The organism is Sphingobium fluminis, assembly GCF_037723805.1.
Taxonomy (GTDB): domain Bacteria; phylum Pseudomonadota; class Alphaproteobacteria; order Sphingomonadales; family Sphingomonadaceae; genus Sphingobium.
Window position 1 is genome coordinate 224,370 of the sequence record NZ_JBBJUK010000004.1, and the last position, 15,587, is coordinate 239,956.

At 62.4% G+C, this 15,587-nt stretch carries 15 protein-coding genes; all 15 read right to left on the minus strand.

Annotated elements, in window-relative coordinates; translation table 11 throughout:
- Positions 1-2 precede the first annotated feature (2 nt).
- Positions 3-698, minus strand: coding sequence for a biotin--[acetyl-CoA-carboxylase] ligase (locus tag WG907_RS13145; protein ID WP_340233540.1), 696 nt, complete (start codon positions 696-698; stop codon positions 3-5).
- A gap of 8 nt (positions 699-706) precedes the next feature.
- Complete coding sequence (gene nuoN, locus WG907_RS13150; protein ID WP_340233401.1) at positions 707-2,143, minus strand: NADH-quinone oxidoreductase subunit NuoN; 1,437 nt, start codon at positions 2,141-2,143, stop codon at positions 707-709.
- 115 nt (positions 2,144-2,258) lie between these two features.
- Complete coding sequence (locus WG907_RS13155; protein WP_340233402.1) at positions 2,259-3,821, minus strand: NADH-quinone oxidoreductase subunit M; 1,563 nt, start codon at positions 3,819-3,821, stop codon at positions 2,259-2,261.
- Positions 3,821-5,920, minus strand: coding sequence for an NADH-quinone oxidoreductase subunit L (gene nuoL / locus WG907_RS13160; RefSeq protein ID WP_340233403.1), 2,100 nt, complete (start codon positions 5,918-5,920; stop codon positions 3,821-3,823). Before nuoL ends, WG907_RS13155 begins: the two co-directional genes overlap by 1 nt.
- A gap of 115 nt (positions 5,921-6,035) precedes the next feature.
- Positions 6,036-6,341, minus strand: a complete 306-nt coding sequence (gene nuoK / locus WG907_RS13165) for an NADH-quinone oxidoreductase subunit NuoK (RefSeq protein ID WP_037463269.1) — start codon at positions 6,339-6,341, stop codon at positions 6,036-6,038.
- 139 nt (positions 6,342-6,480) lie between these two features.
- The gene (locus WG907_RS13170; protein WP_340233405.1) at positions 6,481-7,092 is read right to left on the minus strand and encodes an NADH-quinone oxidoreductase subunit J; all 612 of its coding nucleotides are present in this window, start codon (positions 7,090-7,092) and stop codon (positions 6,481-6,483) included.
- A 142-nt stretch (positions 7,093-7,234) separates the two neighbouring features.
- A complete protein-coding gene (gene nuoI / locus WG907_RS13175) occupies positions 7,235-7,720 on the minus strand; it encodes an NADH-quinone oxidoreductase subunit NuoI (protein WP_340233407.1) in 486 nt (161 codons plus the stop codon).
- A complete protein-coding gene (nuoH, locus tag WG907_RS13180) occupies positions 7,717-8,769 on the minus strand; it encodes an NADH-quinone oxidoreductase subunit NuoH (protein ID WP_340233408.1) in 1,053 nt (350 codons plus the stop codon). The genes nuoI and nuoH overlap by 4 nt, the downstream gene beginning before the upstream one ends.
- A gap of 130 nt (positions 8,770-8,899) precedes the next feature.
- Complete coding sequence (gene nuoG, locus WG907_RS13185) at positions 8,900-10,906, minus strand: NADH-quinone oxidoreductase subunit NuoG (RefSeq protein ID WP_340233410.1); 2,007 nt, start codon at positions 10,904-10,906, stop codon at positions 8,900-8,902.
- Between the two features lie 2 nt (positions 10,907-10,908).
- Entirely contained in the window at positions 10,909-12,246 is a 1,338-nt protein-coding gene (gene nuoF, locus WG907_RS13190; RefSeq protein ID WP_340233411.1) for an NADH-quinone oxidoreductase subunit NuoF, read from the minus strand.
- Complete coding sequence (locus WG907_RS13195; protein WP_340233412.1) at positions 12,246-12,395, minus strand: hypothetical protein; 150 nt, start codon at positions 12,393-12,395, stop codon at positions 12,246-12,248. Before WG907_RS13195 ends, nuoF begins: the two co-directional genes overlap by 1 nt.
- A gap of 136 nt (positions 12,396-12,531) precedes the next feature.
- A complete protein-coding gene (locus WG907_RS13200; RefSeq protein WP_340233414.1) occupies positions 12,532-13,206 on the minus strand; it encodes a complex I 24 kDa subunit family protein in 675 nt (224 codons plus the stop codon).
- Positions 13,207-13,316: 110 nt separating this feature from the next.
- Positions 13,317-14,552: an NADH-quinone oxidoreductase subunit D gene (locus WG907_RS13205; protein ID WP_340233416.1), complete on the minus strand. Its 1,236-nt coding sequence runs from the start codon at positions 14,550-14,552 to the stop codon at positions 13,317-13,319.
- Entirely contained in the window at positions 14,545-14,700 is a 156-nt protein-coding gene (locus WG907_RS13210) for a hypothetical protein (protein WP_340233418.1), read from the minus strand. Before WG907_RS13210 ends, WG907_RS13205 begins: the two co-directional genes overlap by 8 nt.
- A complete protein-coding gene (locus WG907_RS13215) occupies positions 14,697-15,587 on the minus strand; it encodes an NADH-quinone oxidoreductase subunit C (RefSeq protein ID WP_340233420.1) in 891 nt (296 codons plus the stop codon). Before WG907_RS13215 ends, WG907_RS13210 begins: the two co-directional genes overlap by 4 nt.

The following is a 15,587-nucleotide window of genomic DNA, read 5'->3' on the forward strand; positions in this document are numbered from 1 at the left end:
ATTCAAATGAGAAGGATGTCGCCGGCATGAATGGCACGGCTGTCGCCATTCTCCAAGCGCAGGATCAGCATGCCCTGCCGGTCGAGCGTGTCGAATCGGCCCTCGACCGTAGCGCCATCGGGCAGGTTGACCCGCATCGGCGCGCCGGACGGGTGGGCGTTGGCCAGCCAGTGCATCCGCACCGGTTCCAGCCCCTGTGCCCGCCAGATCGACAGCCAATGGGCAAATAGACTGGCCAGCCGCTCCAATAGCCGGCCGGCCTCGGCGTCGTCCGCGCCTTGCGCATATAAGCTTGTCACGGGGCGATCGAGTCCCGTGGGATGCCCGGTCACGTTAACGCCCATGCCCACGACTACCGCGTCGCCCGTCCGCTCCAGCAATATGCCCGCGATCTTCGCGCCATCGACCAGTATGTCATTAGGCCATTTGATCCGCACCTGCCCCGCGCAGAGCGGCGCGACCAGCGCGTGAACCGCATTGGCGGCCACCAGCGCGAGACTGTGGGCCGGGGGATCGCCTGCGCGCAGCCGTACCAGCGTCGAACAATAGAGGTTGCCGGGCGGACTTTCCCAGTGCCGCCCCATCCGTCCCCGGCCGCCGGTCTGGTGGCCCGCTCGCAGCCAGCTTCCTTCAGCCGCCCCCTCCTCCGCCAGCGCCAGCATGTCGGCGTTGGTGGAGCCGGTCTCCTCGACGAACAGGAGATGAGTCAGAATAGCGACGCCGCCGCCGCCGCGCTGGCCCTGTCGAGCAGTGGATTGAGCAGATAGCCAAAGACCAGCACCACGGAACAGGCCGCCATGATGATATTCTCGACCGCACCGCCCTTCGCCTCATAGGGTTGCGCCGGCTCATCGAAATAGATCGTCTTGATGATCTTGAGATAATAATAGGCGCCGATCACCGACATCGCGATGCCGAAGGCAGCAAGCGCGGTTAGATTCGCCGCGACTGCCGCATCGAACACCAGGAATTTGGCCCAGAAGCCGAACAGCGGCGGAATGCCCGCCATCGAGAACATCGTGATCGCGAAGGCGGCTGCCAGCCCCTTGCGCGACTGCGACAAGCCGCCGAGGCTCGCGATCGTTTCGACCGGCTTGCCGTCGGAATCGCGCATCTGCAATATGCAGGCGAACCCGCCGATCGTCATCACGACGTATATGGCGAGGTAGCTGAGCGTCGCCGCGACGCCCGCCGGCGTGCCGCAGGCGAGACCGATCAGCGCGAAGCCGACATTGTTGATCGACGAATAGGCCATCAGCCGCTTGATATTGGTCTGGCCGATCGCGGCGACCGCGCCGAACAGGATCGAGGCGAGTGCGACGAAGATCACGATCTGCTGCCAGTCGAGGCCCGCGGGACCCAGTGCCTCGATCGCGACCCGGATGGTCAGGCCCATCGCCGCGACTTTGGGCGCGGAACCGAAGAAGGTCGTGACCGGCGTCGGCGCGCCTTCATACACGTCGGGCGTCCACATATGGAACGGCACGGCGCTCATCTTGAAGGCGAGGCCCGACAGCAGGAACACCATGCCGAACAATTCGCCCTTGCCGACCCCGTCGCCGAGTGCGACCGCAATCCCATCGAAGCTGGTCGTGCCGGTGAAGCCGTAGAGCAGCGACACGCCGTAGAGCAGAATGCCGCTCGCGAGCGAACCCAGCACGAAATATTTGAGGCCAGCCTCGGAGGAGCGCTCATCCTGCCGCATGAAGCTCGCCAGCACATAGGCGGCAAGGCTCTGCATCTCCAGCCCGACATAGAGTGTCAGCAGATCGCCGGCGGACACCATCATGCCCATGCCGATCGCCGAAAACAGGATCAGGATCGGATATTCAGGCCGCAGCGCGCCGTCACTCAGGAAATGGCGCGGCGCCAGCAGGATCGCCGCCGCCGCCGCGCCGTATATCAGCGCCTTGGCATAGACGGAAAAGGCGTCAGCCCGCACCAGCCCATCGAACGCGTCCGGCCCATGGGCGAGCGAGCAGGACAAGGCGAGTCCGGCGGCGACCAGCGTCAGCACCGACAGCCAGGTGACAAGGCGAGCGCTCGTGTCCCCGGCATAGGCGGCGACCAGCATCAGGATCAGCCCGCCTGCGGTCAATATAAGTTCGGGCAGTACCGCAAGGAGGGAAGCGGAATCGATCATCGGAATTATACCCCGTCATTCCAGCGAAAGCTGGAATCCCGCTTTCTTGAGTCGGTCGCATGATAGGAACGGAAATCTCGGCATCCGTCGGGATGATGATGGACAGAAATCAGCATCAATGCCCCTCCCCGTGCGCAGAAGCTTCGTGATGCGCCTCACTGGCGGGCTCACTGGCGAGACGGGGCGCGCCCATCCTGATATGCGAATCCCCTGCCGGAGCAGCGGATGCGAGCCGCGCTTCGAGCGCCCGGATATCGGGTCGCATCGGCGCAAGGAAGCTTTCGGGATAGACGCCCATCCACAGCACGGCGGCGGCGATCGGCGCCAACAGCCAAATTTCGCGCGCGTCCAGATCCGGCATGGCGGCGGCGTCGGCATTCTTCTGCTCGCCATAGCAAATACGGCGATAGAGATAGAGCATATAGGCTGCGCCCAAGATGATGCCGGTCGTCGCGACCAGCGCCACCCAGCTCGACGCCTGATAAATGCCCATCAGCGCCAGAAATTCGCCGACGAAGTTCGACGTGCCCGGCAGGCCGACCGACGCCATGGTGAACAGCAGGAACAATGTCGCATAACGCGGCATGTTGATGGCAAGGCCGCCATAGCGGCTTATCTCACGCGTATGCAGCCGGTCATAGATGACACCGACGCACAGGAACAGCGCGCCCGAGACAAGGCCATGGCCCAGCATGACCATCATCGCGCCTTCGATACCCGCCTGATTGAAAGCGAACAGACCCACCGTCACGATCGCCATATGCGCGACCGATGAATAGGCGATCAGCTTTTTCATGTCCGACTGCACCAGCGCGACGAGGCTGGTATAAACGACCGCCACCATCGACAGGCCCCAGACCAGCCAGGCGAGCTGCGCCGAGGCTTCCGGGAACATCGGCAGCGAGAAGCGGATGAAGCCATAGCCGCCCATCTTGAGCAGCACGCCCGCCAGGATCACGGAACCAGCGGTCGGCGCCTGGACGTGCGCATCCGGCAGCCAGGTATGGACCGGCCACATCGGCATCTTGACGGCAAAGCTGGCGAAGAAGGCAAGGAACAGCAGCGTCTGCGCCTTCGGATCGAAATTATACGCCATCAGCGTCGGAATATCGGTCGTGCCCGCCTCATGCACCATCCACATCATCGCGATCAGCATCAGCACCGATCCAAGCAACGTGTAGAGAAAGAATTTGTAAGAGGCGTAGATGCGGTCCGCCCCGCCCCAGATGCCGATGATGAGGTACATCGGGATCAGCCCGGCTTCGAACATCACATAGAAGAGGTAGAGATCCTGCGCCGTAAAGACGCCGATCATCAGCACCTCCATGAACAGGAACGCCGCCATATATTCGCCGACGCGCTTTTGAATCGCATTCCAGCTCGCGCCGATACAGATCGGCATCAGGAATACGGTCAGCACGATCAGCATCAGCGCGATGCCGTCGATCCCGACCGACCAGGCGAACCGCCCGAACAGCGGCGCAAATTCGTGGAACTGCCACTGCGCCGCGCCCGGCCCCTGATCGAAGCTGGCCCAGAGCAACGCGCCCAGCACCAGATCGGCCAGCGTCGCCAGCAGGGCTATCCAGCGCGCCTTGGGCGGATCGACGAACAGACAGGCGATGGCCCCCGCCATCGGCACTGCCATCATCAGCGAAAGGATGGGGAAGCCGTCCATTATCGTGTCATCGCCCAGGTTGCGGCCGCCGCGAGCCCGATCAGCATCACCAGCGCGTAAGTGTAAAGATAGCCGGATTGCAGCCGGCGCGTGACCTTGCCCCCCTGCACCACCAGCGCGGCGAGGCCATTGGGGCCGAAGCGGTCGATGAAGCCAATGTCACCGAACTTCCAGAAGAAGCGACCGATCGCGAAGGCGGGCTTGACGAAAATCACATTATACAATTCGTCGAAATACCATTTGTGCAGCAGGAAGTCGTAAAGGACACCGAACTGCCCGACGAAGCGTTGCGGCCAGTCGGTATGCCTGATGTAGCTGGCCCACGCGATCGCGAAGCCGGTCAGCATCACCGTGAACGGCGCGAACTTGACCCAGGTCGGGACCTCATGGCTCGCATGCATCAGATGGCTGTCGAACGCGAGCGCACCCTTCCAGAAGGCCTCGCCGCCTTCGGGACCGATAAACTGGTCGTGAAACAGGAAGCCGGCAAATACCGCCCCCAGGCTGAGAACGATCAGCGGCACCAGCATGGCCCAGGGGCTTTCATGTGGATGATAGCCGCCGGTGCCGGTGGGCAGATGGTGCGGATCGGCGCCATGCGCGTGTGGATCGTGCCCCGCATTTTCCTGCGCCGGGGCATTATCCCCCTCCGCGCCATGGCCGTGGGTCGCATGATCGTCATGCCCATGGCCGTGCGCGTCGTGCAGCGCATGCTGGATATGCTCCGATGCCGCCCAGCGCGGCTTGCCGAAGAAAGTCAGGAATACGAGCCGCCAGCTGTAGAAGCTGGTGAGCAGCGCCGCCAGCACGCCGACGATGAACGCGCCCGTGCCGGCCCCGCCAGCGGCGAAGGCGCTCTCCAGAATCGCGTCCTTCGAATAGAAGCCGGCAAAGCCATAGCCGACGAGCGGCAACCCGACGCCGGTGATAGCCAGCGTGCCCAGCGTCATCGTCCAGAAGGTGATCGGGATTTCCTTACGCAGCGCGCCATAATAGCGCATGTCCTGCTCATGGTGCATCGCGTGGATGACCGAGCCTGCGCCCAGGAACAGCAGCGCCTTGAAGAAGGCATGCGTGAACAGGTGGAACATCGCCGCCCCATAAGCGCCGACGCCCGCCGCGAAGAACATATAGCCAAGCTGTGAACAGGTCGAATAGGCGATGACACGCTTGATGTCGGTCTGTACCGTGCCGACGGTCGCCGCGAACAGACAGGTCGCCGCGCCGACGAAGGTCACGACATGCAACGCGGTCGGCGAGGTTTCGAACATCGGCGACAGGCGGCACACCATGAAAACACCGGCAGTGACCATCGTCGCCGCGTGGATCAGCGCCGACACAGGCGTCGGGCCCTCCATCGCGTCCGGCAGCCAGGTGTGCAGGCCAAGCTGCGCCGACTTGCCGCATGCGCCGATAAACAGCAGCAGGCACAGCACCGTCATCGTATCGAAGCGCGCGCCCAGGAAACCGATGGTCGATCCGGCCATGGACGGCGCGGCGGCCAGAATTTCGGGGATCGAGATGGTGTTGAACACCAGATAGGTGCCGAAAATACCAAGCATGAAGCCGAGATCGCCGACGCGGTTGACGACGAACGCCTTGATCGCGGCCGCATTGGCGGACGGCTTTCTGAACCAGAAGCCGATGAGCAGATAGGAGGCGAGACCCACCCCTTCCCAGCCGAAGAACATCTGGAGCAGATTGTTCGCTGTCACCAGCATCAGCATCGCGAAGGTGAAGAGCGAGAGATAGGCGAAGAAACGCGGCTGGTCCGGATCCTCGTCCATATAGCCCCAGCTATACAGGTGAACGAGGCTCGACACGCTGGTGACGACGACCAGCATGACCGCCGTCATCGCGTCGACCCGAAGCGCCCATTGCGCGTCGAAGCTGCCCGACTGGATCCAGGTGAACAGGGGGGCGACGGTCGCTTCATTATGACCGGTGAGAAAACCGATGAAAATCGGCCAACTGAGCGCGCAACTGACGAACAGGGCGCCGGTAGTCACGATCTTGGCGGGCAAACGCCCAAGCGCTTTATTGCCAAGCCCGGCAATGATCGCCGCAAGCAGCGGAAGAAGGACGATAAGCTGGATCACAGAGTCACACCCCCTTCGTCATCGCAGCGAACGCTGGGATCCCACTTTTCTTCTGCCACGGCAAAAGAAGGGAGATGCCAGCCTGCGCTGGCATGACGGATATTATTGGCTCGCATCAGCCCTTCATCCGGTTGACATCGTCAACGGCGATGGTGCCCCGACCACGGAAATAGATGACGAGGATGGCAAGGCCGATCGCCGCCTCCCCCGCCGCGACGGTCAGCACGAACATGCTGAACACCTGCCCGACAAGATCGCCTAGAAACGCGCTGAACGCGACCAGGTTGATGTTGACGCTCAGCAGGATCAGCTCGATCGCCATCAGGATGATGATGACATTCTTGCGGTTGATGAAGATGCCGAGCACCCCCATCACGAACAGGATCGCGCTGACGACCAGATAATGTTGCAGGCCGATCATGCGCTTGCCCCCGTAAAAATCATCTGTTCGCCATGAGCGAAGTCGAAGGGTTCGCCTGAACGAAGTGAAGGCACTTCACTCCGCTCAGTGGAAGGCTTTGACAGGCTCAGCCCGAACGGGGTTGGGTTTGTGGACTGCGTCACAGCTCCACCCCCTGCCCTGAGGGCTGATTGACGTTGCGCACGGCATCCTGCGGACGACGGCGGTTCTGCTTGGCGATATTCTGGCCCTTCACCCCGCCCCGAGCGCGGTGCGTCAGCACGATCGCGCCGATCATCGCGACCAGCAGGACGATACCCGCCGCTTCGAACAGGAAGATGTAGCGGGTGTAGAGCAACACCCCGATCGCCTGGATGTTCGACACGTCCGGCGCTGTCGGCGCGACGCGCTGGCCCAGTTCGATCGGCCCGACGCTCCAGATGCCGATACCCAGGATAATCTCCGCCAGCAGCACCAGCGACAGCAATATGCCGAACGGCAGATAGTCCACGAAGCCCGCGCGCAGCTCGGCGAAATCGATGTCGAGCATCATGACCACGAACAGGAACAGCACCGCGACCGCGCCGACATAGACGATGACCAGCAGCATCGCGATGAATTCCGCGCCGAGCAGGATCATCAGCCCCGCCGCGTTGAAGAAGGCGAGGATCAGCCACAGCACCGAATGCACCGGGTTGCGCGACAAGATAGTGAGCGCGCCGCTGCTCACCACGAGGATGGCGAACAGGTAAAAGGCTAGGACGTGGATCATTGGCCCTGAAGCCCCCCCATCATCCGTTCGCCCCGAGCGAAGTCGAGGGGCACTGCTGAGCGGAGGCGAAGCACTTCGCTACGCTCAGTAAAGGGCTTCGACAGGCTCGGCCCGAACGGGTTTGAATCAGACATCGCGCCCATTACCGATAGGGCGCATCGGCGGCAAGGTTCGCGGCGAGCGCGCGTTCCCATTTGTCGCCATTTTCAAGAAGCTTGGCCTTATCGTACACCAGCTCCTCGCGCGTTTCGGTCGCGAACTCGAAATTCGGGCCTTCGACGATCGCATCGACCGGGCAGGCTTCCTGACAGAAACCGCAATAGATGCACTTGGTCATGTCGATATCGTAGCGGGTGGTGCGGCGGCTGCCATCGTCACGCGGCTGCGCCTCGATGGTGATCGCCTGCGCCGGGCACACCGCCTCGCACAGCTTGCACGCGATGCAGCGTTCCTCGCCATTGGGATAGCGACGCAGCGCATGTTCACCCCGGAACCGCGGCGAAATCGGGTTCTTCTCATAGGGATAGTTGATCGTCGCCTTGGCCTTGAAGAAATATTTCAAGGTCAGCGCGTGCGCCTTCACGAACTCCCAGAGGGTGAAGCTCTTGATATAATAAGCAAGGCTCATTGTGCGCCTCCATAGCGCGTCAGCATGAGGAAGCCCGAGACCAGGAAGACGAAGAACAGCGAGGTCGGCAGGAAGATCTTCCAGCCCAGCCGCATCAGCTGGTCGTAACGGTAGCGGGGCACCGTCGCCTTCACCCAGGAGAAGACGAAGAAGAAGAACAGGATCTTGGCGAACAGCCAGAGGATGCCCGGCACCAAATAAAGCGGCGCCCAGTCGAAGGGGGGCAGATAGCCACCCCAGAACAAAATGGCGTTGAGCGCGCACATCAGGATGACGTTGGCATATTCGCCCAGCCAGTAGAGCGCGAACGCCATCGACGAATATTCGGTCTGGTAACCCGCGACCAGCTCGCTTTCCGCTTCGGTCAAATCGAAGGGCGCGCGCGCGGTTTCGGCCATGGACGAGATCAGGAACATGATCGACATCGGAAAGAGCAGCGGATTGAAGCCGTTACCGTTGACGAAGCCGTAATAGCCGCGCTGACTCTCGACGATCGCGGTCAGGTTGAAACTGCCCGCCCACAAAACAACGCAGATCAGTATAAAGCCGATCGAGACTTCATAGCTGATCATCTGCGCGCTGGCGCGAATCGCCGAATAGAAGGGATATTTGGAGTTGGACGCCCAGCCCGCCAGCACGATCCCATACACACCGAGTGACGACACGGCGAGGATATAGAGCAGGCCGACATTGATGTTGGCGAGCACCACGCCTGCCTGGAACGGCACCACCGCCCAGGCGATCAGCGCCACCGTGAAGGTGATGATCGGCGCGATCAAGAACAGCGCGCGGTTCGCCGCCGACGGGATAATCGTTTCCTGCAGGAAAACCTTGAGGCCATCCGCGAACGACTGGAGCAAGCCGAACGGCCCGACCACGTTCGGCCCCCGGCGTAGCGCCATCGCCGCCCAGATCTTGCGGTCCGCATAGATGATCATCGCCACCGCCAGCATGACCGGCAGCGCGATCACGAGGATGCCGATGATGGTCGAAAGGAACCATGCGAGGTCGTAGGACGCGCCAAGATGCGCCTGGAAGAAAGCGGTCATTTCGCTGCCCCGTTCAGCCAGCTGTTACAAGCAGCGCTATAAGCAACCCAGCCAGAATGATGATACCCAGCCAGACCCTCCAAGGCAGGCTTGAGAAAAGCGCATCGAATATCCAATCCAACATTGCACATCACTCCGCCGCCTCCGCGAAAGTCTCGCCGTGGATCAGTTCCGCCGAACATTGCTGCATCGTCGGGCTGGCGCGACAGATGGCGTTGGTGAGGTAGAAATCCTTGATCGGCGAACCCAGTTCACCGCTCGCACCGGTTGCGAGCGAAGGGACCGACCAGCCATATGTCGCCAGGCCCTCGACACCCAGTGCCGGCACCGCCTGCGCCATCTGCGCGCGCAACGCGTCAAAACTGTCGAACGGCAAAGTCGCGCCCATCACATCGGACAGCGCCCGCAGGATCGACCAGTCCTCGCGCGCATCCCCCGGCGCGAACACGGCCTTCTCGCCGCGCTGCACCCGGCCTTCCAGATTGACATAGGTGCCCGCCTTTTCGGCATAACTCGCGCCCGGCAGGATCACGTCCGCGCCATGCGCGCCCTTGTCGCCATGATGGCCGATATAGACCTTGAAGCTGCTCTCGAACGCAGAATAATCCATCTCGTCCGCGCCCAGCGCAAACAGCAGTTTCGGAGCAGCCGCCGCGATCGCCTTGATCCCGCCATCGGTCGCAAAGCCAAGCATCAGCCCGCCCATACGCGCCGCCGCGAAATGCAGCACATTATAGCCGTTCCACTGATCCTTGATCAGCCCGAGCGTCTCGACCAGCGCCAGCGAATCGCCATGCGCCCCGTCCTTGGCCAGCACGCCACCACCCACAATCATCGCGGGCCGCGCGGCCTTGCTAAACGCCTCGACCACCGCGTCAGGCAGCTTGCCCAGCAGCGACGCATCGTTGCCGAGCCACTCGACCTTATAGGTCAGGTCGAACTCCGGCCCCACGCCAAAGACTTTAGCGCCCTTCTTCACCGCCTTGCGGATGCGCGTGTTCACCAGCGGCGCTTCCCAACGCAAATTGGTCCCCACCAGCAGGATCACGTCCGCCGTCTCGATGCCGTTCAGCGTCGAATTGAAATTCACCGCCGACAGGCTCGACACATCATATTGCAGCCCGGTCTGACGCCCTTCGAGCATCGTCCCGCCCAGCTTTTCTACCAGCAGCTTGCCCGCAAACATCGTCTCGCAATCGAGCAGGTCGCCCGCGATCGCAGCGACCGACCCACCATGCTGGACCGCCGCGATCACCGCGAATGCCTCGTCCCACGTCGCGGACACCAGCTTGCCGTCGCGCCGCACATAGGGACGGTCCAGCCGCTTGCGCACCAGCCCGTCGACATGATGCCGCGTCTTGTCCGACGCCCATTCCTCGTTCACATCGTCGTTGATGCGCGGCAGCACGCGCAGCACCTGACGGCCCCGCGCATCGATGCGAATGTTGGTGCCGATCGCGTCCATCACGTCGATCGCCGAAATCTTCTTCAGTTCCCATGGTCGCGCCTCGAACGCATAGGGCTTGCTCGTCAGCGCACCAACTGGGCACAAATCGACCACATTGCCCGACAGCTCGCTCTTGGCGGCATGCTCGAGATAGGTCGTGATCTGCATATTCTCGCCACGCCCGATCGCGCCGATCTCCGGCACGCCCGCGACTTCCTCGGCGAAGCGCACGCAGCGGGTGCACTGAATGCAGCGGGTCATCACGGTCTTGACGATCGGACCCATATATTTTTCGGTGACGGCGCGCTTGTTCTCGTCAAAGCGGCTGCGACCCCGGCCATAGGCGACCGACTGGTCCTGCAAATCGCATTCGCCGCCCTGATCGCAGATCGGGCAATCGAGCGGATGGTTGATGAGCAGAAACTCCATCACCCCCTCACGCGCCTTCTTCACCATCGCGCTGTCGGTGCGGATCATCTGCCCGTCAGCGGCGGGCAGCGCGCAACTCGCCTGCGGCTTGGGCGGACCCGGCGCAACCTCGACCAGGCACATCCGACAATTGCCGGCGATGCTCAGCCGCTCATGATAGCAGAAGCGCGGAATTTCCTTGCCGGCAAGCTCGCACGCCTGGAGCACGGTCGCGCCCGCAGGAACTTCGAGTTCGATGCCGTCTACGGTGACTTTAAGCATGATTACTCCGCTGCCTCCATCATCGGCGCGCCGCGCTCGTTGATGCGCCGTTCGATCTCCGGCCGGAAATGCTTGATCAGGCCCTGGATCGGCCAGGCTGCCGCATCGCCCAGCGCGCAGATCGTGTGGCCTTCGACCTGCTTGGTGACTTCCTGCAACATGTCGATTTCGCCAATGTCAGCCTCGCCGGTGCGCAGCCGCTCCATCACGCGCCACATCCAGCCGGTGCCTTCGCGGCACGGCGTGCACTGGCCGCAGCTTTCATGCTTGTAGAAATAGGACAGGCGGCTGATCGCGCGGACGATATCGGTCGACTTGTCCATGACGATGACCGCCGCCGTGCCGAGGCCCGATCCCAGCGCCTTCAGCCCGTCGAAATCCATCGGCGCATCCATGATCTCGCGCGCGGGCACCAGCGGCACCGAAGATCCGCCGGGGATCACCGCGAGCAGATTGTCCCAGCCGCCACGGATGCCGCCGCAATGCCGGTCGATCAGTTCGCGGAACGGAATGCCCATCGCCTCTTCGACGACGCAGGGCTTGTTCACATGGCCCGAAATCTGGAACAGCTTGGTGCCGACATTACCGGGGCGGCCGATGGCCGAAAACCATTCCGGCCCACGCCGCAGGATCGTCGGCGATACCGCGATGCTCTCGACATTGTTGACCGTGGTCGGACAGCCATAGAGGCCCGCGCCCGCCGGGAACGGGGGTTTCAGGCGCGGCTGGCCCTTTTTGCCCTCGATGCTTTCGATCTGCGCGGTTTCCTCGCCGCAGATATAAGCGCCCGCGCCACGATGGACGAACACGTCGAAATCATAGCCAGACCCGCAGGCATTCTTGCCGATGAAACCCTTGGCATAAGCTTGCTCAACGGCGGCGAAAAGGACCTTCGCCTCATAGATGAACTCGCCGCGAATATAGATGTACGCCGCGCGCGCCCGCATCGCGAAGCCCGCGACCAGCGCGCCTTCGATCAGCTTGTGCGGATCATGGCGGATGATCTCGCGGTCCTTGCAAGACCCCGGCTCGGATTCATCGGCGTTGATGACGAGGAAGCTTGGACGGCCGTCCTTGCTTTCCTTGGGCATGAAGCTCCATTTGAGGCCGGTCGGGAACCCCGCGCCGCCGCGTCCGCGCAGGCCGCTCGCCTTCATCCGCTCGACGATCGCGTCCTGCCCGATCTCCAGCAGCGCCTTGGTATTGTCCCAGTCGCCGCGCTTCATCGCCGCGTCGATGCCCCAGTCCTGATAGCCATGGACGTTGGTGAAGATGCGGTCCTTGTCCGCCAGCGGCCCGACGAAGGGCGGCGGCGCGGGAGGAGCGGTCTCGTCGGCCATCAGCGGCCCTTTCCGATCAGTTTTTCTGCGACGAAATAAGCCACCAGCGCAAGGCCGAGGCCAATGACGAGCCCCAGCACCGCGCCGATGATCTTCAGCGCGACCACGAAGATGATGAGGCCAAGAATGATGGCAACGAGGGCGCTCATGCGGCGGCCCTCGCCAGGCCAAACCCGTTCGGGCTGAGCGAAGTCGAAGCCTTCCACTGAGCCAAAGGCGAAGTGCCTTCAACAAGCTCAGACCCACCCTTCGACAAGCTCAGGGCGAACGGGGCTTGGGTGGAGGTCAAAAACATGACCACGCCCCCCGATAATCATGATTCTCTGTAACCATCTCTTTGAGCGTCGTCGGCCCGCCCTCCGGCGCGCTGGTCTGGCGTTCGATCTGCGGCCCGATCCTGGGTTGCCCACCGGCGGCCAGAGTCTCCAGCACGGCGCTCATGCTGTCATAGGTCAGGTCTTCATAATTATCGTCGTTCACCTGCACCATCGGCGCGTTGGCGCACGCGCCTAAACACTCGACTTCGGTGAGCGTAAACAGGCCGTCGGGCGTGGTCGCACCCTTCACCAGCCCCTTGTTCTTGCAGGCCGCGAACACATCGTCGGAGCCGCGCAGCATGCAGGGCGTCGTGCCGCACACCTGCACATGATAGCGGCCGACCGGGGCGAGATTATACATCGTATAGAAGGTCGCGACCTCATAGACGCGCATATAGGGCATATCGAGCTGGTCGCCGATATATTCCATCACCGGCACGGGCAGCCACCCTTGGGTCTGCGTCTCTGCCCCAACCTGCCGCTGGGCGAGGTCGAGCAGCGGCATCACGGCGGACTGCTGGCGGCCGGCGGGATAGCGGGCGATGATCGTCTTGACCTGCTCGGCATTTTCCGCCGTCCACACAAAAGCGCCCCAGCGCGCGCGGGTCTCGGCTTCGTCGGGGATATGGGGTGCGTCAGCCATTTATAACACCGTCACCCCAGCGAAGGCTGGGGTCTCATTAAGTTGAGCGCAGCCGCCTGAGATCCCAGCCTTCGCTGGGATGACGACATCAAAGAAGATCGAGGTTTCCTTCACCGGTCACACTCCCCGAACACGATATCCATCGCGCCCAGGACGGCGGTCGTGTCGGCGAGCATGTGGCCTTTCAGCATGAAGTCCATCGCCTGCAAATGGCTGAACGCGGTCGGCCGGATCTTGCAGCGATAGGGCTTGTTGCTGCCGTCCGCGACGAGGAACACGCCGAATTCGCCCTTGGGGCTTTCGGTCGCGACATAGACCTCGCCCGCCGGAACGTGGAAGCCCTCGGTATAGAGCTTGAAGTGATGGATCAGCGCCTCCATCGACCGTTTCATCTCGCCGCGCTTGGGGGGCGAGACCTTGCGGTCGAAGCTCGACACCGGCCCTTCCGGCATGTCGTTGAGGCACTGTTTCATGATCCGCGCCGACTGGCGGACCTCCTCGACTCGCACCATGAAGCGATCGTAGCAGTCATAATTGGTGCCGACCGGAATATCGAATTCCATCCGCTCATAGACGTCATAAGGCTGGCTCTTGCGCAAGTCCCAGGCGATGCCCGACCCGCGCAGCATCGGCCCGGAAAAGCCCCATTTCAGCGCGTCTTCCTTGCTGACGATGGCGATATCGACATTGCGCTGTTTGAAGATTCGGTTGTCCGCCACCAACGAAATCGCATCTTCGAACAGGCGCGGCAATCGCGTGTCTAGCCAGTCGGCGATGTCGGCCAGCAGTTTGAGCGGCACATCCTGATGCACCCCGCCTGGCCGGAAATAGGCCGCATGCATGCGCGCGCCAGCCGCCCGCTCATAAAAGTTCATCAGATCTTCGCGCAGCTCGAACAGCCAAAGGTTCGGCGTCATCGCACCCACATCCATCACATGCGAACCAAGGTTGAGCATATGGTTCTTGATGCGGGTCAGTTCGGCGAAGAACACGCGCAGATATTGCGCGCGGATCGGCACTTCCAGGTTTAGCAGCTTCTCGATCGCCAGCACATAGCTATGCTCCATCCCCATGGGCGAGCAATAATCGAGCCGGTCGAAATAGGGCAGCGCCTGCAAATAGGTCTTGTGCTCGATCAGCTTTTCGGTGCCGCGATGGAGCAGACCGACATGCGGGTCGCACCGCTCGACCAGTTCGCCGTCCAGCTCCATGACGAGCCGCAGCACTCCATGCGCGGCCGGGTGCTGCGGACCGAAATTGATCGTGTAATTCTGAATCTGCGTATCGCCGAACGACGGGTCGTCCGCGTCGATCCTGTGATCGAGCTTTTCGAGATAATCAGCCATGATCGGCCTCCGGACCAGATACCAATGTCCGTTCGGGCTGAGCGAAGTCGAAGCCCTCGCCTGAGCGCGGCGAAGGCACCTCGCTTCGCTCCGCAAAGCCCTTCGACATGCTCAGGGCGAACGGGGACCGGGCGAGCATCAAGCTCATGCCTTATCCTCCGTCTTGCCCGCGCCATAATCCCTGCCGGCCTGGATCGCGCCTTCATTATGGCCAGGCTCTGCCTTGACGTCGCCGGACGATGTGGCCGCACCTTCCTGCACCGGCTTTTCCCCGGTCGCCTTGGCGGCTTCCTTGTTGGCGGGCTCGCCCGCGCCGGTATCTTCGGTCTTTTCCGTCACCTTGGGCGTCGCCCCGGCCTCGGCACCCTTCGGCGCGGCGGGCGGTGACGAAGCAGCGGGCGCAGGCGTCGGTGCGCCGGGCGCCTGCCCTGCCTTTTCGTCGCCGGGCAGCACATATTGCGCGCCTTCCCAGGGACTCATGAAATCGAAGCTGCGGAAATCCTGGGCCAGCTTGACCGGCCGATAGACGACGCGTTTGTCCTCCTCGCTATACCACATCTCGACATAGCCGGTCAGCGGGAAGTCCTTGCGGAACGGATGCCCCTTGAACCCATAGTCGGTCAGGATGCGGCGAAGGTCGGTATTCCCCTCGAAGATCACGCCATACATGTCGAACACTTCGCGTTCGAGCCAGCCGGCGACCGGCCAGATATGGGTGACGGTCGGCACCGGGATATTCTCGTCGGTCGACACTTTGACGCGCACGCGGTGATTCCGCGTGACCGACAGCAGATGATAGGCGACCTCGAACCGCTCGGGCCGCTCGGGATAGTCGACCCCAGCGATCTCCATCAGCTGCTGATACTGCGCCTCGTCGCGCAGCAGCCGCAGCGCGTCCGCGATGCGCTCGCGCGCGACGACGAAGCTCAGTTCGTCGGCATGCTCGATCGTCTCGATCAGCATCGAGCCGAGCAGGCCCGAAAGCTCCTGCGCGATACCGTCGATGGTCGCGATCCGGGGTGCGGAATGGCCCAT

Coding starts and splice junctions, on each gene's coding strand:
- nuoN (WP_340233401.1), bottom strand. CDS start 2,143: ATGATCGATTCCGCTTCCCTCCTTGCGGTACTGCCCGAACTTATATTG.
- WG907_RS13155 (WP_340233402.1), bottom strand. CDS start 3,821: ATGGACGGCTTCCCCATCCTTTCGCTGATGATGGCAGTGCCGATGGCG.
- nuoK (WP_037463269.1), bottom strand. CDS start 6,341: ATGATCGGCCTGCAACATTATCTGGTCGTCAGCGCGATCCTGTTCGTG.
- WG907_RS13170 (WP_340233405.1), bottom strand. CDS start 7,092: ATGATCCACGTCCTAGCCTTTTACCTGTTCGCCATCCTCGTGGTGAGC.
- nuoI (WP_340233407.1), bottom strand. CDS start 7,720: ATGAGCCTTGCTTATTATATCAAGAGCTTCACCCTCTGGGAGTTCGTG.
- nuoH (WP_340233408.1), bottom strand. CDS start 8,769: ATGACCGCTTTCTTCCAGGCGCATCTTGGCGCGTCCTACGACCTCGCA.
- nuoG (WP_340233410.1), bottom strand. CDS start 10,906: ATGCTTAAAGTCACCGTAGACGGCATCGAACTCGAAGTTCCTGCGGGC.
- nuoF (WP_340233411.1), bottom strand. CDS start 12,246: ATGGCCGACGAGACCGCTCCTCCCGCGCCGCCGCCCTTCGTCGGGCCG.
- WG907_RS13195 (WP_340233412.1), bottom strand. CDS start 12,395: ATGAGCGCCCTCGTTGCCATCATTCTTGGCCTCATCATCTTCGTGGTC.
- WG907_RS13200 (WP_340233414.1), bottom strand. CDS start 13,206: ATGGCTGACGCACCCCATATCCCCGACGAAGCCGAGACCCGCGCGCGC.
- WG907_RS13205 (WP_340233416.1), bottom strand. CDS start 14,552: ATGGCTGATTATCTCGAAAAGCTCGATCACAGGATCGACGCGGACGAC.
- WG907_RS13210 (WP_340233418.1), bottom strand. CDS start 14,700: ATGAGCTTGATGCTCGCCCGGTCCCCGTTCGCCCTGAGCATGTCGAAG.
- WG907_RS13215 (WP_340233420.1), bottom strand. CDS start 15,587: ATGGGCCATTCCGCACCCCGGATCGCGACCATCGACGGTATCGCGCAG.